Origin of the sequence: Salibacterium qingdaonense, assembly GCF_900114715.1 — a bacterium.
In the GTDB taxonomy this organism is placed as follows: Bacteria; Bacillota; Bacilli; order Bacillales; family Marinococcaceae; genus Salibacterium; species Salibacterium qingdaonense.
Window position 1 is genome coordinate 26,484 of the sequence record NZ_FOTY01000001.1, and the last position, 25,392, is coordinate 51,875.

Annotated in this window: 18 protein-coding genes; all 18 read left to right on the top strand. The window is 48.7% G+C overall.

All coding sequences use genetic code 11. The annotated features are described in order from the left end of the window. Window positions 1-4 precede the first annotated feature (4 nt). Complete coding sequence (locus tag BM058_RS00150; protein ID WP_090925019.1) at window positions 5-1,846, top strand: adenine deaminase; 1,842 nt, start codon at window positions 5-7, stop codon at window positions 1,844-1,846. A gap of 338 nt (window positions 1,847-2,184) precedes the next feature. After that, window positions 2,185-6,276 carry a bacterial Ig-like domain-containing protein gene (locus BM058_RS00155; protein ID WP_090925263.1) on the top strand — a complete coding sequence of 1,364 codons (4,092 nt, stop codon included), beginning with the start codon at window positions 2,185-2,187 and terminating at the stop codon, window positions 6,274-6,276. 179 nt (window positions 6,277-6,455) lie between these two features. Further along, on the top strand, window positions 6,456-7,622 hold the full coding sequence (locus BM058_RS00160; protein ID WP_090925020.1) for a mandelate racemase/muconate lactonizing enzyme family protein: 1,167 nt from the start codon (window positions 6,456-6,458) through the stop codon (window positions 7,620-7,622). Window positions 7,623-8,128: 506 nt separating this feature from the next. Then, on the top strand, window positions 8,129-9,484 hold the full coding sequence (locus tag BM058_RS00165; RefSeq protein WP_090925021.1) for an ABC transporter substrate-binding protein: 1,356 nt from the start codon (window positions 8,129-8,131) through the stop codon (window positions 9,482-9,484). 176 nt (window positions 9,485-9,660) lie between these two features. Beyond that, window positions 9,661-10,512, top strand: a complete 852-nt coding sequence (locus tag BM058_RS00170) for a carbohydrate ABC transporter permease (RefSeq protein WP_245736765.1) — start codon at window positions 9,661-9,663, stop codon at window positions 10,510-10,512. 18 nt (window positions 10,513-10,530) lie between these two features. Beyond that, window positions 10,531-11,379: a carbohydrate ABC transporter permease gene (locus BM058_RS00175; protein ID WP_090925023.1), complete on the top strand. Its 849-nt coding sequence runs from the start codon at window positions 10,531-10,533 to the stop codon at window positions 11,377-11,379. 82 nt (window positions 11,380-11,461) lie between these two features. Next, window positions 11,462-12,766: a Gfo/Idh/MocA family protein gene (locus tag BM058_RS00180; RefSeq protein ID WP_090925024.1), complete on the top strand. Its 1,305-nt coding sequence runs from the start codon at window positions 11,462-11,464 to the stop codon at window positions 12,764-12,766. 1 nt (window position 12,767) lies between these two features. Further along, complete coding sequence (locus BM058_RS00185) at window positions 12,768-13,421, top strand: YesL family protein (RefSeq protein WP_090925025.1); 654 nt, start codon at window positions 12,768-12,770, stop codon at window positions 13,419-13,421. Between the two features lie 46 nt (window positions 13,422-13,467). Next, window positions 13,468-14,442, top strand: a complete 975-nt coding sequence (locus tag BM058_RS00190) for a bile acid:sodium symporter family protein (RefSeq protein ID WP_090925026.1) — start codon at window positions 13,468-13,470, stop codon at window positions 14,440-14,442. A gap of 15 nt (window positions 14,443-14,457) precedes the next feature. Beyond that, window positions 14,458-15,768, top strand: a complete 1,311-nt coding sequence (locus BM058_RS00195; protein WP_090925027.1) for a hypothetical protein — start codon at window positions 14,458-14,460, stop codon at window positions 15,766-15,768. A gap of 20 nt (window positions 15,769-15,788) precedes the next feature. Then, window positions 15,789-17,588, top strand: a complete 1,800-nt coding sequence (locus BM058_RS00200) for a cache domain-containing sensor histidine kinase (RefSeq protein WP_090925028.1) — start codon at window positions 15,789-15,791, stop codon at window positions 17,586-17,588. After that, the gene (locus BM058_RS00205; RefSeq protein WP_090925029.1) at window positions 17,581-19,134 is read left to right on the top strand and encodes a response regulator; all 1,554 of its coding nucleotides are present in this window, start codon (window positions 17,581-17,583) and stop codon (window positions 19,132-19,134) included. Before BM058_RS00200 ends, BM058_RS00205 begins: the two co-directional genes overlap by 8 nt. Window positions 19,135-19,249: 115 nt before the next feature. Further along, window positions 19,250-20,323: a Gfo/Idh/MocA family protein gene (locus BM058_RS00210; RefSeq protein ID WP_090925264.1), complete on the top strand. Its 1,074-nt coding sequence runs from the start codon at window positions 19,250-19,252 to the stop codon at window positions 20,321-20,323. 16 nt (window positions 20,324-20,339) lie between these two features. After that, window positions 20,340-21,536 (top strand): Gfo/Idh/MocA family protein, encoded by a 1,197-nt coding sequence (locus BM058_RS00215; protein WP_090925030.1) that lies wholly within the window; start codon window positions 20,340-20,342, stop codon window positions 21,534-21,536. 359 nt (window positions 21,537-21,895) lie between these two features. After that, window positions 21,896-22,543 carry a futalosine hydrolase gene (locus BM058_RS00220; protein WP_090925031.1) on the top strand — a complete coding sequence of 216 codons (648 nt, stop codon included), beginning with the start codon at window positions 21,896-21,898 and terminating at the stop codon, window positions 22,541-22,543. Between the two features lies 1 nt (window position 22,544). Further along, the gene (locus BM058_RS00225) at window positions 22,545-23,384 is read left to right on the top strand and encodes a 1,4-dihydroxy-6-naphthoate synthase (RefSeq protein WP_090925032.1); all 840 of its coding nucleotides are present in this window, start codon (window positions 22,545-22,547) and stop codon (window positions 23,382-23,384) included. Window positions 23,385-23,736: 352 nt separating this feature from the next. After that, complete coding sequence (locus tag BM058_RS00230) at window positions 23,737-24,531, top strand: ABC transporter ATP-binding protein (protein ID WP_090925033.1); 795 nt, start codon at window positions 23,737-23,739, stop codon at window positions 24,529-24,531. Further along, window positions 24,528-25,385, top strand: coding sequence for an ABC transporter permease (locus tag BM058_RS00235; protein ID WP_245736743.1), 858 nt, complete (start codon window positions 24,528-24,530; stop codon window positions 25,383-25,385). Before BM058_RS00230 ends, BM058_RS00235 begins: the two co-directional genes overlap by 4 nt. Window positions 25,386-25,392: the final 7 nt, after the last annotated feature.

The window sequence follows — 25,392 nt, forward strand, 5'->3', positions numbered from 1 at the left end:
TGAAATGATGAATACAGTGACATTTGCCGATTCAAGAAGAACGCTTGCAGAAGATATGGAGACGCTTGGAAAGACCGCACGCGGCGATGAAGCGGCGACGCTCGTGATTGAAAACGCGAGACTTGTCAATGTCATGTCCGGTGAGATACAGCCGGGGATGTCTATTGCGGTGCAGGGAGAACGCATTGCCTATGTCGGATATAATGCGTCTCACACCAAAGGGCCTCATACCCGGGTGATCAACGCCGGCGGCCGCTACGTGACTCCCGGTCTGATTGACGGACACTGCCATATTGAAAGCAGTCAGATTACGCCGCGGCAGTTCGCCCGCGCCGTGCTTCCCAAAGGAACAACCGGCGGATTTTTTGACGCCCATGAGATTGCGAACGTGCTCGGTATGAAAGGACTGCGTCTGATGCTTGAGGAGCTTCGGCAGACTCCGATGGCCGGCTACATGCAGGCGGCTTCGTGTGTTCCTTCGACGAGCAGCGATGTTGAAACGAGCGGAGCGGAACTGGGTCCAGATGAAGTGGCCGAAGCATTCACCTGGGGGCCGGATATGGTTGCGCTTGGAGAAGTAATGAACTTCCCCGGCGTTGTGTTCGGTGATGAGAAAATGCTCGGTGAGATCAAGGAAACGCTGAAAGCCGGCCGGGTGGCAGACGGCCATTACACGTGGCCAAGCGGCGATTGGCGGATGTCGGCGTATGCTGCAAGCGGCATTTCGGGGGATCACGAAGTGACAAGTGCTGAAGAAGTCATCGACCGTGTGCGGCTCGGCATGTACGCTAAACTCCGACGCGGGTCGGCGTGGCATGACGTCGTGCCGACGATCACAGCCTACACGGAGCAGGGAATCGACACACGCCGGCTTATGCTTGTCACGGATGACCGCAGCCCGGAATCGTTGGTGGATGAAGGACATATGGATTTTGTCGTCCGGCATGCCATCGAACAGGGCGTACCGCCTGTAACCGCGTTTCAGATGGCCACCCTGAATACTGCCGAACGATTTGGACTGTCCCAGGATATTGGGTCGGTCACACCGGGCAGGTACGCTGATATTCTCATTCTGGATGGACCGCTTCGTGACGTGAATGTTCGAACGACCATTGCCGCTGGTGTGGAGGCCGCAGAAGACGGGGACATGTTAATTGACTGGGAAAGCAGCGGCATCCCGGATGAAGCCATGCAGTCTGTTCACCTGCAGTCGGATGTGAAAGCGGAAGATTTTCACGTTGAAGGACCAGCGGGAGAACCGGATGGAGCGTATACCGCAAGAGCCATTCAGGTACGGGAAAACCATGTCGATACGAAAGAAGAACATATCGAGGTTCCGGTTCGTGACGGGAGACTGCGTCTTCCGGAGAACAAAGATGTATGCTGGATATCGGTGATTGAACGCCACGGTCTGAAAGGATCGCAGGCGTCGGCATATCTGACAAACGTCGGGTTTACCAAACCGGCGGCGCTTGCTTCCACTACAGCGCACGATTCTCATAATCTGCTTGTAATCGGAAATAACGAGACGCTGATGGCTGAAGCCGCCAATAAAGTGATCGACATGCAGGGAGGCGTTGTGGTTGTTACCGAAAACGATACGACGGCACTGCCTCTTCCGGTCGCCGGCCTCATGTCACCGGAGCCGTTTGAACACGTAGCTGAGCAATCAAAGGGAATCAGCAGAGCCTTGGAGTCAGCAGGATGTACCATGAATTACGCCTTTATGACCCTGTCGCTGCTCGCCCTCGTGGTGATTCCGGATCTCCGCCTCTCCGATATCGGTCTCATTCAGCACACCGATGAAGGCTTCCGGCAGGTTCCGCTTCTCGTAGATGAAAATTAATACCGGCATAAGCATGGAAGAGCGGATTTTTCCGTTTTCCATGCTTTTTTTGACGCTTTGTTTATGTGCGTCAGTATGTATGGCAGTGTTTTCACAAAATGGTACTATCTTATTGAAATAAGTAGAATAATTAGAATATTATATCTGATATCTAAACATGCCTTTTTCTAATCAATACAGCCAGGTGGTTCTAAAGTTCTAATTAACAATTAGAAATCAAGCAGCAACAACCGTCACAAAATTGACACTTTTTATGAATGCGCTTACAATTTTTTATTAACGTTTCCGAAAGGAGGGACATGTTTTACTTTTACTTACCAGAAAAAGGAGAGGTGAACATGAAGGGTGTGAAAAAAGGAACGGCATTATCGATGTCACTGCTGCTTGCGTTTTCGCCGTTATCTGTCCTCGCGGATGAAGCGGACTCTAGTGAATGGATGTTCAGCGCGTTCGGTTCAAATACCGGGGAAACGTCCAATCCCGATCCGGTGATGGAAGACGATGGATCGGTCACGATTACGGCAGAAGGAGGGAAGATAGAAAGCGGGTCGGAAGGATTGTCGTATTATTTCAGGCAGCTCCCCTCTGAAGCAAACTTTGAACTGCAGGCAACCGCTGAGGTGAAAAGCTATAACAGCGGGGATGGCCAGGTTTCCTTCGGTGTGATTCTCCGCGATGAAGCCGGTGAAAATGGTGATACGAGTACGCAGACCGCAAACTATGCAGCAGCCGGAGGGCTGGGCGGAGAGATGCAGGGGTTCTATAAAAAAGGAGACAACGATTACGAGGATTTGGCTTCCTTTGATAATAAGTCACCTGCACCGGGAGAAACGTTCGACCTCCGAATTCAGAAATCAGGAGACACGTACCTGCTGGAATCCAACGGTGACACAGAGACGCTGACAGAAGAAGATATGTTTTCCGGAGAGATGACCGCCGGCTTTTATGCAGCGCGGGAAGCAGTGGTCAACTTCAGTGATTTTCAACTGGACGTGAATGACAGTGGCGTATCGGAACTGGAACTGGATGCCGGCAGTATGAAGAAGAATTATTTAATTGGCGGAGAACTGAACACAGAAGGACTGCAGGTAACTGCCGTTCTCGCTGATGGTACAACAAAAGAACTGTCGGCGGGAGATTACATCGTGTCCGGTTTTGACAGCAGCGAAGCCGGAACAAATACCATTTCTGTCAGTTATAACGGTGTGACAAAAGCAATTGATCTTACCATTGAGGAACTGTCTCTGACAGGAATGGAGATCAAGTATCATCCGGCAGAGACCTCCTATTACCTTGGAGATACCTTTGATCCGGAAGGGTTAACCGTAACCGGGGAGTACAACGACGGCTATCAGTCGGAGGAACTGGCGCCGAAAGATTACAACCTGCTGATCGATGGGGAACAGGCCGGGGAAGATTATACGTTCGAAGGTGCCGGCACAAAATCAGTCACCGTGGAAGCGGCAGGCCGGTCGAACGTGTCCACCTCTTTTGATATCAACGTATCGGATGCCGCCCTGACCGGTCTGGATATCCGGCAGCCTCCCGAAAAAACAACGTACTTTCTCGGGGAAGAACTGGATCTGGACGGCATGACGGTTTATGCCCAGTACGATGACGGCAGCAATGTCCGGTTAACGCGGGATGACCTGGAAGCCTCGGACCTGGATACCGCCACACCGGGGGAACGGCAGGTGACGGTCACCCATAAAGGAGAAACGGCCTCCTTTGATGTGGATGTGAAGGAAAAAGAGGTAACCGGACTTGGTATTACGTCTTATCCAGAGACAACCTTTGAAACCGGGGACTCTTTTTCAGCAGAAGGACTGGAAGTATCAAGGCTGTATGACAACGGTGATGAAGAGGTCCTGGATGAAGGAACGTACACCGTGGAAGAATCTGATTTTGACAGTTCCACGCCCGGAACCTATGAAATCACGATCGCACCGGAAGGTATGGAATCCATTTCTTATGAAGTAACGGTACGCGAAGCGTCGGTTCCGGAATGGCATTCCATCAACTTCGGACAGTCCGCGGGAGATGATTCAAACGATGTGGAAGTGATGGAAGAAGGTTCTTCCGTGGCTTTGACAGCCGAGGGTCCGAGTGGAGGAAAGATCACCGGCGATCATGACGGCATTTCCTATTACTACACAGTGATTGATGAAGAAGAAGACAACTTTGAATTGTCGGCTGATATTCAGGTGAACGATTATGCCAAAGATCCGCATGACGGTCAGGAATCGTTTGGTATTATGGCCCGTGATGCCATCGGAGAAGATGGAAACACGAGCGTGTTTGCATCCAATATAGCCGCAGTCGGCGGATTCAGCGGCGGCACGATGGAGGAAAACGGTACACAGCTGTTTGTACGGACCGGTGTGGAGTCTTCAGACGGAGCCGGCAGTGAAGGCATTCAGAAAATCATGCTGGAAAATGAAAAGCCGGGACCATCCAATACGCATCCGGAAGAAGACTATCACCTGACATTGTCCAAGACGAACAGCGGGTATACTGGAACACTGAATAACGGCGAAGAAGAGATTCTTTATGAACCGGATATTCTGAACGTGCAGGATGATAAAGTGTATGTCGGTTTTTACACCGCCCGGAAAGCGGATATTGTGGTCGAAAATATAGATATGAATATCAGTGCAGCAGCAACGGATACTCCGAAAGTGGAACCACCTGCTGAACCGGTGGAACCAGAGGTGGACGTTGTATCACTGGAGGAGACATCGGAAACAGACCAGTATACTGTCAGACTTCAGTCCAACGTAAACGGTACCGTTACATTGAAGCAGGGACTCGAAACGATCGCAGAGCAGGAAGAAATGGCAGCCGGGGAAATGAAGGTGATGGAGACGACACTTCCGGAAAATACGGATACGAATTTCACCTCTGTGTTCCTGCCGGATGATACGCAGCTGCTGACGTCGTATGACGAGATCGTAACAAATTTTTCTGTTACCAACCGGACGTTTGAAGGAGACATATACACGGCTCCGGACGCGGAGGCTTCCGGTGAAGGAACAGAAGCGGATCCGGTGGATCTCGATACAGCTGTTGATTTCGTCAGTCCCGGACAGACGATTCTTGTGACAGACGGGGAGTATATACGGGATGAAATGCTGATGATTGAGCAGTACCATGACGGAACCGAAGATGCCCGGAAAACACTGAAAGCAGCTCCCGGCGCAGATCCGGTCATTGATTTTGACAAGCAGTCTAAAGGGGTGGAGCTGAGCGGTAATTACTGGCACGTGGAAGGCCTTGATTTTGCCCGCTCTGCCGGCAATACGAAAGGGTTTGTCATCGGCGGCGACCATAACATTGTAGAAAACAGCCGGTTTTATGAGCACGGTGACACAGGGATGCAGATCAGTCGGACGGATTCGGAAGAAGACGATAAATCCGAATGGCCGTCTCATAACCTGGTTCTGAACAGCACGTCATTTGATAACCGGGATCCGTCGGAAAACAACGCGGACGGCTTTGCGGCCAAGTTGACGTCCGGAGAAGGCAATGTGTTCCGCGGGACGATTGCTCATAACAATATCGATGACGGCTGGGATCTTTACACGAAAGTTGGAACCGGGGCGATTGGCGCGGTAACCATTGAAGACAGTATCGCCTATAACAACGGCTTTTTAACGGACGGAACCGAAGGAACCGGGGATAAGAACGGCTTTAAGCTCGGCGGCGAAGGAGTAAACGTTCCCCATGTGATACGGGACAGCATCGCCTTTGATAACGGCGCAGCCGGGTTCACAAGCAACAGCAACCCCGCGATTATTGCCGAGGACAATGTTTCGTTTAATAACGCAGGCGGCAACCTTGATTTCTCAACGTATGATGACATTGAAGAAGAATTTGAGCTTGACCACTTTGTATCCTATCAGAAGGATTATGAAGCGGCAGACAGCTATCCGGTCTATCTTGAGTCGGACACCAACTATCTGTTTGACGGAGAAGTATCGGACAATGCTTCCGGAACGGAACTGTCGGATGACAACTTTGCCAGTCTTGAACCGGAGCTTCCATACGAGCGTGATGAGGAAGGAAATATCATCCGGGGAGACTTCCTGGAGTTCATGGCGCCTGGGGAAAACGGAGGCACAGAAACCGTGGAAGCTGACCTCCGGTTTACTCCGCCTGTCCTGAATGTGAAAGGCGGCGGCGTGGCCACCGTTCATATTGAACTGCCGGAAGGTCATGACGTTGAAGAAATACAGTTTGACTCGATCCGGCTTAATGAGGAAGCGGAACCGGTGAAGCAGCCGGGAAGCAGCAGCTATAAGGTACAGTTCAACCGTCAGGATCTGGCGGATGTCCTGGAAGAAGGAAAGCAAACAGAAGTCACAGTCAGCGGTGAACTGGCTTCCGGAGAACAATGGGAAGGAAGCACTGTGGTCAGGGTGAAAAAATAAAAGCAGAAGGCCGGATCGGGAATGGGCTTCCGATCCGGTCATATTTTTTACAGCCGCGTGAAATGATAGGATAACCGGGTGAATATGCTATCATTTAAATATTATTTCCAGCAGATGATACTGCTCCATGTTATGTTGAAAACATAGAGAACAACCTTTGTGAAAAGGAGCTGAATATATTGAAAATCATCGATGTAAAAGAACAGGCCGTTCCGATCAAATCGGATATCAGCAATGCGTTTATTGATTTCAGCAAAATGACCGCTTCGGTGGTTGCGGTTGTAACGGATGTTGTGCGGGATGGGAAAAGAGTCGTCGGGTATGGATTTAATTCCAACGGCAGGTACGCCCCGAGCGGTCTGCTTCACGAGCGGTTCATCCCCCGGCTTCTCGAAGCAGCCTCGGATGAGGTAGTGGATGAGACAGGGGAGAACCTGGATCCTTATAAAATCTGGGATATCCTTATGACAGGGGAAAAGCCGGGCGGCCACGGTGAACGTTCGGTGGCTGTCGGCACGATCGATATGGCGGTGTGGGACGCGGTGGCTAAAATAGAGGAAAAGCCGCTTTACCAGCTGCTTGCGGATCGGTACCGCGGGGGGAAGGCGGATGACAGCGTGTTTGTTTATGCCGCCGGAGGATACTATAAGCCTGGAAAAGGATACGATGCGCTTCAGGATGAAATGAAGCAGTATATGGAGACCGGCTACTCGGTTGTAAAAATGAAAATCGGCGGGGCTTCGCTTGAAGAAGACCTGCGCAGGATTGAAGCGGTGCTGGAAGTCGTGCCAAACGGGCAGTCGCTTGCGGTGGATGCAAACGGACGCTTTGATCTCGACACAGCGCTGCGATACGCCCAAGCGCTGGAACCGTATCAGCTGTTCTGGTACGAGGAAGCGGGAGATCCTCTTGATTTTGAACTCCAGAACGAACTCGGAAAACACTACGCGCCTCCGATGGCTACGGGGGAAAATCTGTTTTCCATGCAGGATGCAAGAAATTTGATCCGCTACGGGGGGATGCGTCCGGAAAAAGACTACCTTCAGTTTGACTGCGCCCTGAGTTACGGGCTTGTGGAATACCGCCGGATCCTTCAGATGCTCGAGGAACACGGCTGGTCCCCGCGGAACTGCATCCCGCACGGCGGCCATCAGATGTCACTGAACATTGCAGCCGGACTCGGACTTGGCGGGAACGAATCGTACCCCGGTGTATTTGAACCATTCGGCGGATTCGCGGATAACCAGCCGGTCGAAAACGGACGCGTTTCGCTCCCGGACGTGCCCGGGATCGGTTTCGAAGCCAAATCCAACCTGTACCAGCTGCTCAAAACTGTTGCGCAATAAGGAAAAACATCATATTTCCTCAAAATAGAAAACGCACCCGGCTGTCTTTTGATGACAACCGGGTGTTTTTGTTTCGTCAGTATCCACTATCAAATGAAAAAGAAGAATTAGTGTCCTCGAAACGGTGTCTTGAGGGACATTACGGCTTACATTCTGTGCAGTGATGGCTGTTAATGGGTGATGGGAACCACTAATCGTCTGATCGGGAGTTATAGTTTCCATCGAAGCCATCTCCGTGGACACTATACGCTGTCCCCGGCCATGTAGTGTGCATATCCATTCCAGCCCCCTCTTCATTACCTAAGGTGTAAAAGCCGGTTGCAGCAGCGGTTCAACGGCTCCTTCTTTTCCAAATGCCTTTGAAACCAAAAAAGCTCCTGAGAAGTTGTGTCTGATTTTTGAACACAAATGTCTGAATTTTTTATTACGAAATGTAAACGGATACAATATTATAGATATATAAACAGAAAGCGCTTTCAAATTTATTAAAGGGGAGAGTGAAGCATTTGAAAAAAGTATGGTTGCTGATGTGTGCTGCTCTTATGATTGTATTTATTGCTGCCTGTGCTGGAAGTGGTACCGGAGGGGGCCAGGAAGCCGGAAGTGACTCCGGCAGTTCTGGTGGAAGCTCAGAAGGCGGCGGTTCGGATGAAGGCAGTTCCGACGGGGAGATAGAACTCCGAATGTCCTGGTGGGGATCGCAGGCCCGTCATGACATGACAGAAGAAATTATCACAATGTATGAAGAAGAAAACCCGAACGTCACGATTAATACGGAATTTTCCGGTTTTGATGGTTATTTTGAACGAATGGCCGCTCAAGCATCCGGCGGCAACCTGCCGGACATCATGCAGCAGAACTTCGGGGAGTACGTAAACCAGTATGCCGGCGAAGGGCTTCTTGCAGATCTCGGCCCGTATATTGAAGATGGCACAATCAATCTGGAAGGGGTGGAAGACACCGTCGTTGAAAGTGGTCAGGTCGACGGCACCCAGGTTGGAATTCCGACCGGAACCAATGCCATGATGGTTGCCTACAACCCGGAAGCATTTGAGGGCACAGATGTTGAAATGCCGTCCAATGACTGGACGTGGCAGGAATATATGGATATCACTTCCGGCATCTCGGAAGCAACCGGTCAGTACGGTGTGAGTTACACAGAACCTGACAACTTCTTTGAATACTATCTGCGGGAAAACGGCAAAGCCATGTTTAACGAAGACGGTACGGGACTTGGATATGAAGATGATCAGCTCCTGGCTGACTACTTCTCGATGATGAAGCAGCAGATTGATAATGAAGTCAGCCCGGACTACAGTGTTGTCGATCAGATTCAGGGTCTTGAAGATGAGCTGATTACAAGAGGCGAGACCTCCATTCATATCAAGAACTGGTCAAACCAGTTCCAGACGCTCCAGAATACAACAGATACGCCGCTGGAAATCGCTATGATGCCTGGGGAAAACAATGATCAGGGCATGTTCCAGAAGCCGTCCATGCTGTGGTCCATCGGAGAGAACTCGGAACACAAAGAACAGGCGGCAGACTTCATTAACTTCTACACCAACACAGTCGAAGTGTTTGAAGTAATCGGAGGCGACCGCGGCGTACCGATTAAACCGGATGTTCGTGAAGCACTGAGGGAAAGCGGTTTGACTGAAGCTCAGGAAAAAATATTCGATTACCTTGATGTTGTAGCGGAAAACAGTTCGGCACCGGACACCAACTTCCCGGCTTCTGCGTCAGAAGTGCTGCAGGCGCTCAAAGACACCGATGAAATGGTAATGTACGGGGAAATGACGCCTCAGGAAGGCGCCGAACATTTCAGACAGGAAGCAGAGTCTATATTGTCAGAACAATAGGGAAAAAGCAGGGGTCCTGTGCTCCAGACAAGTTCAGGACCCCTTTTCATTTACTGATGAAAGGAGTGGCATAGATGCAGCAGACACACACAGAAGAAACACAGTTTCCCAACACCCCGAAGCGGAACCCCTCATCAAAAAAGCAAAAGAAGCCGGTCAAAGATGTAGACAATAAGATGGGGTATCTGTTTCTTAGTCCGTTTATTTTCGGAACGATAGCATTTATGCTGTTTCCTATGATGTATTCGCTGTATTTATCTTTCACGGATTTCAACCTCGTTGGCAGCCCGCAGTGGGCGGGACTGGCCAACTATAAAGAAATGTTTACAAATGATCCGGTGTTCTGGGAATCGATGCGGGTAACATTCTTTTACGCCGGAACGGCTGTGCCGTTCAGGCTTATCTTCGCCTTATTGATTGCCCTCGTTTTAAACAGGGTAGTGGAGATGGTCGGTATTTACCGGACCCTCTTGTACCTGCCGTCCATCGTAGGCGGAAGCATCGGGGTATCCATTATGTGGAGACAGTTATTCGGAAACGACGGTGCGATAAACTCCATGCTGGAGAGCATCGGCCTTTCGGGCCATTCCTGGCTGGGTGATCCGAATACAGCGATTTGGACACTTGTTATTCTTTACGGATGGCAGTTCGGTTCATCGATGATTATCTTCCTCGCAGGTCTTCGTAATATTCCCGGGATTTATTATGAAGCGGCAGAAGTGGATGGGGGCACTCCGCTGCAGAAGTTTTTCAGAATTACGCTCCCCATGCTGACGCCTGTCATTTTGTTTAACGTAATTATGCAGGTTATCCACGGGTTTATGGCGTTCACACCGGCCTTTATCATTACCGAAGGCGGACCGGTTAACAGCACCCTGCTGTATGTGCTTTACATGTACCGTCAGGCGTTCCAGTTCTTTGATATGGGCTATGCTTCGGCGCTTGCCTGGGTGATGCTCTTGATCATTGGTATTTTCACAGCGATTATTTTCAAAAGTTCCGACTACTGGGTTCATTATGATGGGTAATATCAGGGGGTGTAATGCATGACGTATAAAACAAAGAATCGACTGAAAAAAATCACACAGCATACGCTGCTGGGACTTTTTACACTGGTTATGCTTTATCCTCTCATTTGGATGCTGGCCAGTTCCCTGAAAGAAAGTTCGAATGTGTTTGTGAACGCCCACAGTCTTATTCCGGAGTCCTGGGAATTCTCGAACTATGTAGAGGGGTGGAAAGGCTTTGCGGGCATTTCTTTCACCACCTTCTATAAAAATACGTTTATTATCGTAGGTATTTCGACCATAGGAAGTATTGTTTTCTCGGCGGTAGCGGCATATGGATTTGCAAGAATTAATTTTACAGGGCGGAAAGTATGGTTTGCCCTCATGCTTATGACGATGATGCTTCCTTTTGAAATGGTGATGATTCCGCAGTATATCATGTTCAACTGGTTTAATTTAATTGACACGTACCTGCCGCTGATTCTGCCGACCTTTTTCGGGTATCCGTTCTTTATCTTTCTCATGATCCAGTTTATCCGGACGATTCCGCCGGAACTTGATCAGGCAGCCCGAATTGACGGTTGTAACACGATTTCCATCTTTATTCGAATCATTGTTCCATTGATTGTTCCGGCGATGATGACATCAACGATCTTCTCCTTCTACTGGCGTTGGGACGACTTTATGGCACCACTTATCTATCTGCAGACACCGGAAAAGTATCCAGTATCGCTTGCGCTGAAACTGTTTTCCGATCCGCAGGCGGTGACCAACTGGGGCGCACTGTTTGCGATGACGACCTTGAGTCTGCTGCCGATTTTCATTATCTTCTTTTTCTTCCAGCGCTATATCGTGGACGGGATCAGTACAAGCGGACTAAAAGGATAACCCTTCATTGACTTTCGTTTGATAACGCTTACAATAAAAGTTGATAACGATTTATTTTAAACAGCAGAATGAGGTGTGTGATGTGAAACGATATGTAGTCTGCGGGATGAGTAACCGGGCACTCGGGATGTTTATCAAACCAATGCTTAAGACATTCTCTGACTCGTGTCAACTGGTGGGGATGCTCGATGTGGATGAGGTAAGATTTGAGGTGTGCAGGCAGCAATATCCCGAAACGACCGAAGTTCCGGCATTCAGTGCGGGTGAATTTGACCGGATGGTGGAAGAAGTCCGGCCGGATGCGGTGATTGTGACGAGCCGGGATGATACGCATGTGGATTTTATCATTCAGGGGCTGCGGCATGATCTGGAAGTGGTTTCTGAAAAGCCGATGGCCGTTACAGCGGATGAATGCCGGCGCATCATGGAAGCGGAAGAAGAAAGCAGAGGGCACGTCAACGTTACGTTTAACTACCGATACAACCCGTATCATATGAAGATTAAAGAGTTGATTGATTCGGGAAAAATCGGGCGGGTAACGTCGGTGGATCTGAACTGGTACATCGACACCTATCACGGGTCTTCTTATTTTCAGCGCTGGAACCGGTACCGCGAACACTCCGGGGGATTGTCCATCCACAAAAGTTCGCATCATTTTGATCTTGTTAACTGGTGGATTGATCAACAGCCCGAAGAGGTCTTTGCGTACGGCGCTCTGAATTATTACGGCAGCGATAGTGTGCATAACCCGCGGAAAGAAGACGGAAGACACTGCGCCACCTGTGATGTGAAGCTGGACTGCCCTTATTACACGCGGTGGAACACGAGAAGTAACACAGCATCCGTACAAGATGATCATATCAGTTCAGACATGAAAAGACGGGAAGGCTACACAGGCTACAGGCCGGATAAGTGCGTGTTTGATTCTGATATTACGATTGAGGACACATACACAGCCGTTGTGAAATACAGTCAGGGATCCCTGCTGAATTACTCAGTGAATTTTTCCCTGCCATATGAAGGCTACCGCCTTGCGATTAATGGCACAGAAGGCCGCCTGGAAACGATGGAGTATCATGCGCCGTCGCGTGTTCCGTTCCCTGTGCAGGAGCAGACGATTGATTATTTTCCGCTTTTTGGCTCAAAGGAAACGATTCATGTCGTTGAACGCGAAGGCGGCCACGGCGGCGGGGATCCGGTTCTTCAGGAAGACATTTTTCTCGGGGAGAATCCGAAACGTCCGTATACTATTCTTTCCGGAAGCTGGGACGGGGCACTTGCTGTTGCAGCAGGGGAAGCGGTCTGGAAATCAGCGCATGAGAACCAACCGGTGCGGGTGGAAGATCTGCTGGCTGCAACCGAAGTAATGAAAGGAAGGGGAGATTGACGTGAAAAGAGATGGTTTGTTGTTCATGTTCATCATTTCTTTCTGCCGCTGGGTCTGTTATTTTTTCTATCTGAATGTGATGTGGGCAGCCTGTACACTGCTCGGCGGCATTATTTTCGGTATTGCCCCGAGCACAGTGGCTTTGTTTTCGGTGGCGCGCCGGACCTGTCTTGGCGAAGAAGAAGTGAAAGTATTCCGCACGTTTTGGAAGAGTTACAGAAAGGAGTTCTTCAAAGCCAACGGTCTCGGGCTCTCGCTCATCGGATTCGGACTTCTCTGGTATTTCAACCTGAATTTCTTCCGGAGCTTTGACGGCACCTTGTTCACGGCTATGAATGTGTTCATGATGGTTACAGGAATTGTCTTCATCTTTATGCTTCTCTATATATTTCCAACGTACGTCCATTACAGGATGAAGCTCTTTCAGTATATTAAATATTCTATTGCACTCAGTTTTCTCAATACCGCTAATGTACTGTTGATTATTATTTCGTTACTCGCCGCTTACTATTTTTTCATTTCGTTCCCAGGTTTTATTCCCATTTGCGGGGTCAGTCTGCTTGCCCAGATTAACATGTGGCTTGTGTATCAGTCCCTGAAAAAGATGCAGGTGGAAAAAGCGGCTGGTCATTCTTACGAACACGCACCGGCATGATGGTGCTTTGATATGTACCGCCGATGCTGCAGGAAGAAGGGATTCTGTGTATCAACAAGTGAACAAATACCTCGAGAAAGCTCTGCCGTTTTTGATTCCTTTCGTGCTGCTGCTTGGCATTACTGTGTTGTCCGGTGCGCAGGTGCTTTCGGACTGGGTGAAATGGATCTTTGCTTTTATCAGTTTTTCGAGCTGTCTGAAGCTCAATCTTCAGCAGATGAAAGAAGCCTTTCTCCGGCCGCTTCCTATCATCACGGCGATGATTCTGCTGCAGGTGGTGATGCCTGTTGCTGCGTACGGTGCGGGTCTTCTTTTTTTTACAAATGATATCCTTCTGATTACCGGGCTTGTTTTGGCGTTTTCTATACCAACGGGTGTCATTACTATTATGTGGAGCGATATTTATGGCGGGAATACCGGGCTGACGGTCGCTGTTGTTATTATTAACACATTGATTTCTCCGCTTCTCGTTCCTTCCATATTGAGCATTCTTGTTGGAACCGAAGTGGCAATGGATGTGCCGGGTATTATGCTTGGACTGCTCTGGATGGTAGTTGTTCCTTCCATGGGTGCTGTCCTGTTTAACCGTTTGAACGAAAAGCGGGCGCATCAGGTTGGAACAACCGCCGCCCCTTTTTCCAAAATAGGGGTGTTATTTGTCATTTTGATAAACAGTGCTGTCACTGCCCCTTACTTTCAAACGATTTCCATGCGTTTGATTTTTTTGTTTCTTATTGTTTTACTCCTCGCCTGTGCAGCATACGGACTTGGATTTTTGGCAGCGAGGCTGTTTGGATGGAGCCGTCCTACCGCTGTCAGTTTGATGTATAATGCGGGAATGCGTAACACCGGCGTCGGAGCCGCGATTGCTGTTACCTACTTTCCTCCGGCGGCAGCACTGCCTGTGGTTCTGGCGATTGTTTTTCAGCAGTTTTTGGCAGCTTCGGCCGGAAGGTTGGTGAATAAACATAAAAATAAAGCAGACGACGGGGATCGCCGTTTACAGCACGCAGAACTGTAGAAGAAGGGATGCTAAGTGAAAAAGGAATGCTCCAGTCTGACGTATAAGGCGCTTGCCGCTTTTTTTATTCCACTCGGTCTATCCTCCAGCTTGACTTCTCTAACCCATATTATTATTAACGGCACGCTGAGCAGAGCGGATAATGCAGCTTTCATTGTAGCTTGTTATGCCGTTGCCTTTTCGATGTTTGGTATTGTAGAAAAACCGATGATTGTATTCAGACAGACAAGTTCGGCTCTTGTCCGGGATAAAAGAACATTCCAACCGCTGTTTGTCGTATTCATCTACGTGACAGCCGTTATGATGGTACTTAGTATGATAATCAGCTTCACGCCGCTTGGAAGGTGGATGTTTATCCACCTTTTTAATGCGGACGACGATATGGTGCGCACGATTTCGTTGACGTTTTTTGTGATCACGTTTGTGATTATTTTTTCAGGGATACGAGGTATTTACCAAGGCGTCATCATCCGGCACCTCGAGACGAAATGGCTCACGATTGGAGTCATTGTAAGGGTTGCCGCCATGTTTCTCATTGCGTGGTGGTTTGTGGCAGCTGAAAACATCACGAGTATGGCCGGTGCCGTCATCTTTTTGACAGGGATGTTTATCGAATGCGTCATTAGTGTATGGAAAGGACATACCATATTAAAAAATACTCCTGAGAGCGGGGGGACATTGTATAAAAAAGAAATCATGCCGTTTTATCTTCCGATGGTCGTGTATTTCTTGTTTCAGACGATGCTGCAGCCGCTCGTTTATATGTTTCTGGCCCAGACAAGGGATATGGAACTTAGTATCGCTTCGTTTGCACTCGCATTTACGATTTCCCAGTTCATGCTCAGTTTTTTTATGTATACCCACCAAATTGTGCTACAATTCTACCAAAGGGATCATTCCAAAGTATGGATGTTCACGATATTTCTGAGTGTGATTCCGGCATTATCGCTGCTTGCTGTGACACTTACACCGGCAGGGGGATGGTTCATGAACGTTGTAATGGGAGCTGACCCCGGTCTGGCTGGGCCGACGCTGATGGTGCTGCAGTTCTTCATTGTGAAGGTGCTTGTTTTTCCGTGGGTGGATTTTTTTAACGGATTTATTATGCTGGAACGGCGGACACCAAGAATGATGGTCAGCCAGACTGTTAATATCATCATAGTTTGTATCGTTCTCGCCTTTCTTGTAAACGCTTTCCCTGAGTGGAATGGAATAAGCGGAGCGGTAGCTGCTTCCATTGGAGAAATGGCAGGTTTGATCACGGTCATCTGTCTTGTCTACGTGCGAAAAAGCAGCAGTCAGCAAAAAATGTCCAGGGGCGTGTAAAGCCGATTGAAGGGGGGAGGATGAGGATTAATACAGGCGGCTGGCGTAGGTTTTATCGATTGAAAACATGGCTGAAATTGTTTCACCCTACTAGTATTTTTAATCAGTTTACCAAGATTCGTAACAAACTGTTTTCGCTCACGTTTTTATTAATGGCTGTATTCGGGGTGCTTGGACTTTTCATTTTTTATTTATTATCGGAGATTTATGAGAATAAGATTTATGAAGAAGCGGCGGGTAATCTTCATCTGGCTTCCAATGTGCTGGATAATGAGCTGAAAAACATGGAAGATTATTCATTTCAGATTGTTACGAATCCAACCATTCAACTCTATATGGAACAGCTGAATGCAGGCAGTAATGGCTACAATTCCTACAGGATACGAATGGAGCTTTTGAACCGGCTGAATTTATATGTGAACCAGCAATCCTATATTTCCTCTATGATTACGGTGGATGGGAATGGCAATATCATCAATGCTGGTTTTTCTCCGGATATTGATTTGAATATGGAGAAGTTGACGGAGCGGATTCAAGAAGCGGGAGGAGGACATGTGTGGAAGGGGTTTCCTGAGGAAGAGGTTCTCGTTTCCGCCCGGGAGATACGTAAAAAGGAAAATCTGTCTCTCGACCATCTTGGATATATGATTACCATGATTGATCTGGAGGCAATGATTAACCGGACTCTTAATATTACGTCGGATAAAAGCTTTGTCATAGCAAATGAGAACAATATTCTTCATTCGGATACGTTTGAGGCAGACGCAATTGATACGTTTTTGGATGTATCCGGTACCGAGAATTATGCTGTCACCGATGTGGGGGAGGACGAATTTTTTGTTACGCATGAAACATCCCGTTATTATGATCTAACATACTATAATACACTTCCATTTGAAGATGTAGACAGTCAGAAAAGCTTAATTTATCAATTGATGGCCGGTTATATGGTGCTGGTGGCCGTGATTGCGATTTTTATCAGCCGGCAGTCGGCCAAAGCTATTTCGAGACCGATCGAAGAGCTCACCAGACGGATGAAAAAAGTCCAGCAGGGCGAATTTGATCAGGTAGAGAACGAAGAGCCTGCTTATCTCCGGGACGAGATAGGGGATCTGCAGCGGAATTTTCATATTATGCTGAATAAAATCAACGACCTGATCAAGGAGAACTATACAAAACAACTTGTCATTAAAGAAACAGAATATAAAGCGCTGCAGTCCCAGATTAATCCGCATTTTCTGTACAATACACTCGATTCCATTCATTGGATGGCAAAAATGAGGCAGGAGACACAAATTTCAAGTATGGCGGAAGCGCTGGGCAATATGATGCGCAATATTATCAGCAAAAAGAAGCCATTAATCCAGGTGGATGAGGAACTCGAAATTGTGGAGAACTACATTACCATCCAGAAGTTCCGTTACGGGGAACGGCTCCAATTTTCCCTGGATCAGGAACCGGGAACCGGTGATTTAAACATTCCGAAACTTACCATTCAACCGATTGTAGAAAATGCTATTCAGCACGCACTGGAAGAAATGATGGAGCCATGTACCATCCGGGTGGGAATTGTCCGGCAGGAGGAGGCACTGGCAGTCATTGTCCGTGACAGCGGTCCCGGCATTGATGAACAGAAGATCCGGCAGATTCATGAAGGGGTTGTGAAACCGAAAGGCTCCGGTATCGGTTTATATAATATCAACGAAAGGATTCATCTCATGTTTGGGGAAGATGGTGGTGTGACGATAGAGAACGCAGAAGAAGGAGGAACGGTGATTACGATTACACTGCCTTATATGAGGGGGGAGCAGGATGTATGAAGTAATGGTTGTTGACGATGAAACGTTCATTCTTGAAGGTATCACGTCCATGGTGAACTGGGAGAAATGCGGCACGCGCGAACCGGTGAAAGCATTCAATGGTCAGATGGCATATGATTTGATTCAAAAAAACCCTCCGGATATTGTTTTGACGGATATTAAAATGCCCGGTTTAAACGGCATTGAACTCATTGAAAAAGTCCACGATACGTTTCCGGCTGTGCGGTTCATTGTGCTTTCCGGGTACGATGAATTCGAATTTGCGAAAACAGCGATGAAATGCGGAGTGAAGCACTATCTGTTGAAGCCGAGTAATGAGGAGAAAATCGAGGAAGCGGTGGGGGAAGTTGTACAGGATCTCGATCAGGCTGGAGAAAAAGAAGCATTTATAGAAAATATGAGAGATCATCTGAATAACATTATCCCAAAAGCTAAAGAACAGTTTCTCCGTGAGTTTATCATCAACAAAAAATTTGATATTAAAGAATGGAGGTACTACCAGGAACTATTCGGCTTTGAAACACAGTGGAAATCGTTCCGCCTCATCGGTTTTGTCCTGGATGACAGTGTGGAATATGAATCACTGTTTATGCTGAAAGAAATGCTGAAGAACGAAATATCCGGGTGCCAGGACATTCTGCTTGCAACTATTATTTCCGAACGAATTGTCCTGCTCGTTGAAGACAGTGGTGTACAGACCCTTATTGATCATATCAAGAACGTGAAAGAAGACTGGAAAGCTCTGCAGCAATCCTCGTTTACCACGTCTGTAACGAGCACAGGCAGCATTACCGATCTGCATTTGCTTTATCAGGAAATTCTCGAAGGATTATCCCACCGGTTTTATCTTGGTAGAGGAGGTATCGTGACGTCAGAGGATATAAAAGATGAAAACCACGAGTTTAAAGGACTGACGATGGATCACGAATCCCTTCTTGTGGCTGTACGAAGCGGTAATCAGGAAGAAGCGTCGGAATACCTGGATTATTTTTTCCAGGCACTGAAAAAAGCCAGGTTTGATGTTCAGGTTGTCCGCTCGCACTGTCTGGAGTTATATATGTCGTTGATACGCCAGACCGACAGTGCCTCGATGGGACAGTTATTTGACCATGTAACGATGTTTCATACGTTCACAACTCTCCCGGAGATGGAGGAGTTTATGAAAGAAACCGCGGTAGGCATTGCAGCACAGAATTACAAGCATCAAAAACATACCCAGAATCAACTCGTTAAAGAAGTGATGAATTACGCAATAAAGCACTTGGATGACGAATCCCTCTCCATTTCCGGCATTGCTTCTGATGTGTTTTATATGAACTCGGATTATCTTGGAAAGTTGTTCAAAAAAGAGACAGGGGAGAAATTCTCTACGTATTTGATGAAAGAGCGGATGGAGAGAGCCAAAGGCCTTATGAATCAAACGGAAGAAGTGAAAATGTTCGAAGTTGCAGAAAAAGTAGGATTCGGCAACAATCCCCGTTATTTCAGCCAGGTCTTTAAAAAGCACACCGGGCACACCCCTTCTGAATATAAAAAGGAAGGTTGAAAAGCAGCTTCCGAAATTGAGAAACAAATGACTCTTTAATAAGACATGGGGCGTGAAAAAGTATACCATGGAACTATATAACCTTCGCGAGGGAAAGAAGGAGAGATTGGGTATGATGAACCATTCGAACACCCTTCATTTTGAACCAGAACCAAAACCTGAAGCGGTCGTCGGACCTGGAGAGTTCAAAATCGCGGCAATAGGCCTTGAACACGGACACATTAATAATATGTGCGCGAAACTTGAACAGGCCGGTGCAGAAGTGAAATGGGTGTATGACTCAGATACGGAGAAATTGAAAGCGTTTCAGGAGAAGTTCCCACAGGCGCAGGCGGCATCTTACAAAGCGGAGATTCTGCAGGACGCGGAAGTACAGCTTGTGGCTGCAGCACCCATCACCTCCGAACGCGGAGATCTGGGGCTTGTTGTGCAGGACGCCGGCAAACACTTTTTCACCGCCAAGGCGCCGTTTACAACGATGGAACAACTCGAACGGGCCAAAGCGAAAACGGAGGAAACAGGGCTGAAATGGGCGGTGAATTACAGTGAACGGGTCTCTGTGGAAAGCGCTGTTTTCGCTGAACAGATTATCAACAAAGGAGCCATCGGCCGTGTCGTTCAGGTTATCGGCACCGGACCGCACCGGCTGAACGCACCCGCACGACCGGAATGGTTTTTCAAAAAAGATCAGTACGGCGGGATTTTGTGTGACATCGGGAGCCATCAGATTGAACAGTTTCTCACCTTTACCGGAGCCACAGATGCCAAAGTGCAGGCGAGCAGAACGGCCAATTACGTCAATAAAGATCATCCTGAAATGGAAGATTTCGGAGATGCCACACTGACAGGCGATAATGGAGCCGGGAATTATTTCCGCGTCGACTGGCTGACCCCGGACGGTCTGCGTTCCTGGGGAGACGGACGTACCATCATTCTTGGCACGGAAGGTTTCATAGAATTACGGAAGAATATCGACATAACCAACGATGAAAACGGAGAGCATCTATTTTTGGTGAATCAGCAGGGAGAAAAGCATTATTCCCTCGCAGGGAAAGTTGGTTTCCCTTACTACCACCATCTAATTCTCGACTGTCTTGAACATACCGAACGTGCGATGACGCAGGAGCATGCGTTTAAAGCAGCGGAACTCTGCCTGACTGCTCAGGAAAAGGCGGTCCGGATGGAATAAATAGGAGGAGGAGCTTATGGAACAATCGGTTTCGATCGTACTCGTCGGCATCGGCGGTTACGGCAACAATTATCTGAAAGTATTATGGGAAGAGTCCATGTTCAACCGGATTCAGGGCGTTGTGGATATTGCCCCGGAGAACAGCGACTATTATGAACAGTTAAAAGAGGCGGACGTTCCGGTATTTTCGTCGATGGAAGCCTTCTATGAGAAGCATGAAGCGGATATGGCTGTTATTTCCACACCGATTCACTTTCATACCGCGCAGACGATATGCGCTCTGGAGAATGGAAGCCATGTGTTGTGTGAAAAGCCGATGACTCCTTCTCTGGAGGACGCAGAAACGATCATCCGTTTGAAAAAGGAGAAGAATGCGTTCGTGGCGGTCGGATTTGACTGGTCCTTCAGCCGGATTATCCAACAGGTGAAACAGGACGTTCTATCTGGAAGATTCGGCGAAGCCCGGCGCATGAAAACGCTCGCCCTCTGGCCGCGCACGGAAGCGTACTATGAACGGGCTTCCTGGGCCGGGAAAAAATACGCCGCCGACCGGACACCGATTTTCGACAGTGTTGTCAACAATGCCACGTCCCACTTTCTTCATAACATGTTCTACATTCTCGGCTCGCGTGCTGAACGCAGTGCGCCTTTGAAGGAACTTACAGCGGAACTGTACCGTGCCAACGATATTGAAACGTTTGATACGTGTGCATTAAAAGGCGAAACCGAAGGCGGCGTCCCGATATACTTTCTCGCATCCCACGCCGTTACAGAAGAGATTGGTCCGGTCATCCGCTATGAATTCGAACACGCCGTGTTGACGTACGTTCATCATGAGCAGGAGCTTAAGGCGGAGTTCACAGATGGTACGGTGGTGACGTACGGCAATCCGGAAAACGAACGGAGCTTCAAGCTGTACCACTGCATGGAAGCCGTGCAGGAGCAGCGGACCGAAACACTATGCGGTCCGGAAGCCGCGCTCAGCCACCTTCATGCCATCAACGCCCTGCATGAATCGGTACCGGAAGCACAACGTTTCCCGGAAGAAATAGCGAAGTACGATCCAGATACCAGGCTGCATTACGTGGAAGGGCTGGATGAACTGCTGACGCAGTGCTACGAAGACTGGCAGCTTCCGAGTGAGAAAGGGGCAGCCTGGACCAGGCAGGGCCGCACGATTTCCATCCCGGCTAGCAGCCTTTCACAGACGTAACAGGGGAAGAAATATATAGTATAAAAATATCCGAACAACGGCATTTGAGACCGCGTTCGGATATTTTTGTATGTGTTCGGCTTTTTTCGTGGAAGCATGTGCTTTCAGGTCTTGCAGAGTGTGTCATGAGGCACTTTTTCAAGTGACGGGCTGGACAAACGTCGTTATGCACCGGCTGTAGTTACGTTTGATCCGATGGGTTTCGTCGAAAACGTCATTATGAACCTGCCATGGTTGCGTTTGTCCCACATGAAACAGGGCAAACGTAACTATAACCGGTTTATGCTGCGACAGGACAGACAGAAGGATTCCGTGATAGGATAAAAGAACAGCCCATCAGCAGCAAAGGAGTTCACATCATGGAAGAAGGAAAGATTCTCATTGTCACGGCGGTGGACAAAGAAGCGGAAGTTATACATAAAGGATTAGAGAACGACCCACGGTTTGTCGTGGAAGCGGGGGGAGCCGGGATGGCGGAAGCAGCTGTCAGTACAGCATCCGCTCTGCAGAACGAAACGTACAAAGCTGTTATTAACGCAGGGATCGCGGGCGCTTTTCAGAACTCGGAAGGTATCGGATCCATTGTGGCCGCCAGCGAAATTATTGCAGCGGAAGCAGGGGCGGAGGCACCGGATGGTTTTCTTTCGATGGAACACCTCGGTCTTGGAGCGTCCCGTTACCACTGCGATCCGGCAATGGTAGAGCAGATGCGGGAGCAGGCGGAAAAAGCCGGCATGCATGCGTGCACCGGTCCGATTTTGACGACCATGACAGCAACCGGCACCCATGCCACCGCCGATAGGCTCCGCGATCGTTTTCCAGGCGCCCGGGCGGAAGCGATGGAAGGGTTCGGCGTAGCCGCTGCGACCCGCAGACAGAATATTCCTGTCTTTGAAGTGCGCGCTGTATCCAATGCTGTCGGCCCGCGCGACCGCGATAACTGGGACATCCCCGCAGCACTTGCAGCACTCGAACAGATGAGTCCGATTTTACGGGAGGTTTTTTAATATGAATATTGCTTTTTCCTCATGTCCAAATGATACATTTACATTCCATGCCCTTGTCCACGGCCTCGTCCCGGATGCGCCGCCGGTGGAGGTGACGTATGCCGACATAGACCAGACAAACTACTGGGCTGCCAATCAGGAAGGGCCGGAAGTGATGAAAATATCCTTCGCTGCTCTGCCGTGGGTGCTCGATCATTACCGTCTTCTCTCCTGCGGCGGCGCCCTTGGAAGAGGGTGTGGTCCGCTTGTTTTGACGAAAGAAGATCAAAACGATCCGCGGTTTCTGGAAGGAAAGACAGTGGCTGTTCCGAGCGACCGCTCAACGGCGTATCTGCTGTTTCGGCTCTGGACGGCGCAGAATCTGAACGAGGCGGTCGGCGACATCCGAATTATGCCGTTTGATGACATCATGCCCGCTGTCGAGCGCGGCGAGGTTGACGCCGGTCTGGTCATCCACGAAGCCCGTTTCACGTATCACAATTACGGCCTCCATATGCTTCAGGATCTCGGAGAATGGTGGGAAACTGACACCGGTTTTCCGATTCCGCTCGGCGCCATTATCGCCCGGCGGTCAGTGGACCATCAAAAAGTGGAAGAATGGATCCGTGAATCCGTCGACCACGCCTGGGCGCATCCCGAAGATTCAAACGACTATGTCATGGAACATTCCCAGGAAATGGCGCCTGAGGTCGCGCAGCAGCACATCGATTTATACGTCAATGAATTTACAAGGAATCTCGGCGAAGACGGATGGGCAGCCGTCCGCGTCTTTCTTGAACGAGCCGCCGACGAAGGACTCGTCCCTGATTTCCCAAGAGAAGCATTGACGGAAAAAGAATAACCATATCAATCAGCATTCCAATACGGAGTGCTGATTTTTTTAAAATTTTATGTTAACTATTCTAACGTATATGAAAGTGAAACAAAGAACGAAGCCGAAAAAGTGTCAAAAGAAGCTGAAACAGAAAAAAACCTGTGGTAGAGGGACGGAGAAAGGAGACGGACGCGAGCCGTAATAAGTTAGACGGAACAGACCTGTTTCGTCTGCTGTCTTTTTTTACAAAAAAACTCCAGGTGTTCAGCCAATATATACAATGACGCTCCCGGGAGCAGGCCGTAAGATATAACTATCAAAACAAGAAGCACCAAGCCGGTACCGGGCTTAAAAAGGTGGCTGGAGGAAGGAGAATAAAATGGAAACGGAAAAACAGCAGGCGATAGCTTTCAGTCAATTGAGCAAAGTGTTTCAAAATGGCACAGCTGCACTGGATCGATTGAACCTGACCATTGAAGAAGGGGAATTTATTACATTTCTCGGTCCGTCGGGGTGCGGAAAATCCACCGCCCTGCGGATGGCAGCAGGATTGGAAGAACCAAGTACAGGCGCCGTGAATGTATTCGGCCGCTCGCCGAAAGACACGATTGAAAACACGAACGATATTGCTTTTGTCTTCCAGGAACCGAATCTTCTGCCGTGGCGGAAAGTACTGGATAATGTCATCCTTCCGCTGGAACTTCGGGGGATTTCTAAAAAGGAAGCAAGAGAAGAAGGACTCCGGGTGCTGGATATGGTCGGCTTGAAAAAGTATGCGAAAGTGTTTCCAAGAGAACTTTCCGGAGGAATGAAAATGAGGGTTTCGATTGCCAGAGCACTGGCTGCCAAGCCGAAACTACTGTTAATGGATGAACCGTTCGCGGCACTTGATGAAATGACCCGGCAGCGGCTGCAGCTTGAATTGTTGGAAATTTGGGAAAAAGAGAAAACGACGATTTTGTTTGTTACCCACAATGTATTTGAAGCGGTCTACCTATCGACGACCATTGCGGTTATGTCCGCCGGGCCGGGACGTTTATCTTCTGTCATCCAGGTGGATCTTCCCCGCCCGCGGCAGTCGATCAGCAGAACGGACGAGTTATTCTCCGCTTATGTCAAAAAGGCATCGGATCAGCTGGAGGACAGTCTGGATGAAAGGGAGGATGTATCATGAGTATGACGCCCGCGGAAGCGGCAGGAAACCATGTCACCGCAAAAGCGGAAAAAGTGAAAAAGACAAAGCCGGTACGGGAAACATTCAAGCAATATATTCTTGGTCCTGTGATTGCGTTTGTACTTTTTATCGCGTTGTGGCAGGCGGTACCGGCACTGCTCGGAATGCCGCATTACATTCTGCCTAAACCGACGGATGTCATCTCCGCTGCTGTAAGTGACGGGGCACTTCTGTGGGAGGCAGTGCAGATTACCGTATTTGAATCGGTGATCGGGTTTCTGCTTAGTGCGGTGATTGGTATTGCGGTATCCATCTTACTGGCAAGCTCCAAAATCATTGAACGAAGTATCTATCCATACGCCATCATTCTGCAGACGCTGCCTGTCGTAGCTGTCGCCCCGATTGTGGTGATATGGTTCGGAGCAGGATTTAATGCGATTGTTGTTGTATCGTTTTTGATCGGATTTTTCCCGGTCATTTCCAATACATTGATGGGTCTGAATTCGGTGGATAGAGAAAAAGACGACCTGTTCTCGCTCTATAATGCCTCCAAATGGCAGAAAATGTGGAAGCTGCGTCTCCCTTCGGCCATGCCGTTTATTATGGCAGGTCTGAAAATTTCCTGCACCTTATCCATTGTCGGAGCCATCGTCGGTGAATATGTAGCAGGAGTAGGCGGTGGAGAAGGTGGTCTCGGATATGCCATCACGGTTTCTGCGATTCAGGTGAATACGGCTTTTATCTTTGCCTGTGCCATTGCGGGAGCTCTGCTCGGTATTACGTTCTATCTTCTGATCAGTCTGCTTTCAAACAAAATACTCGGTTCCTGGCATGAATCTGCTATGAAAAAATAATTATTTT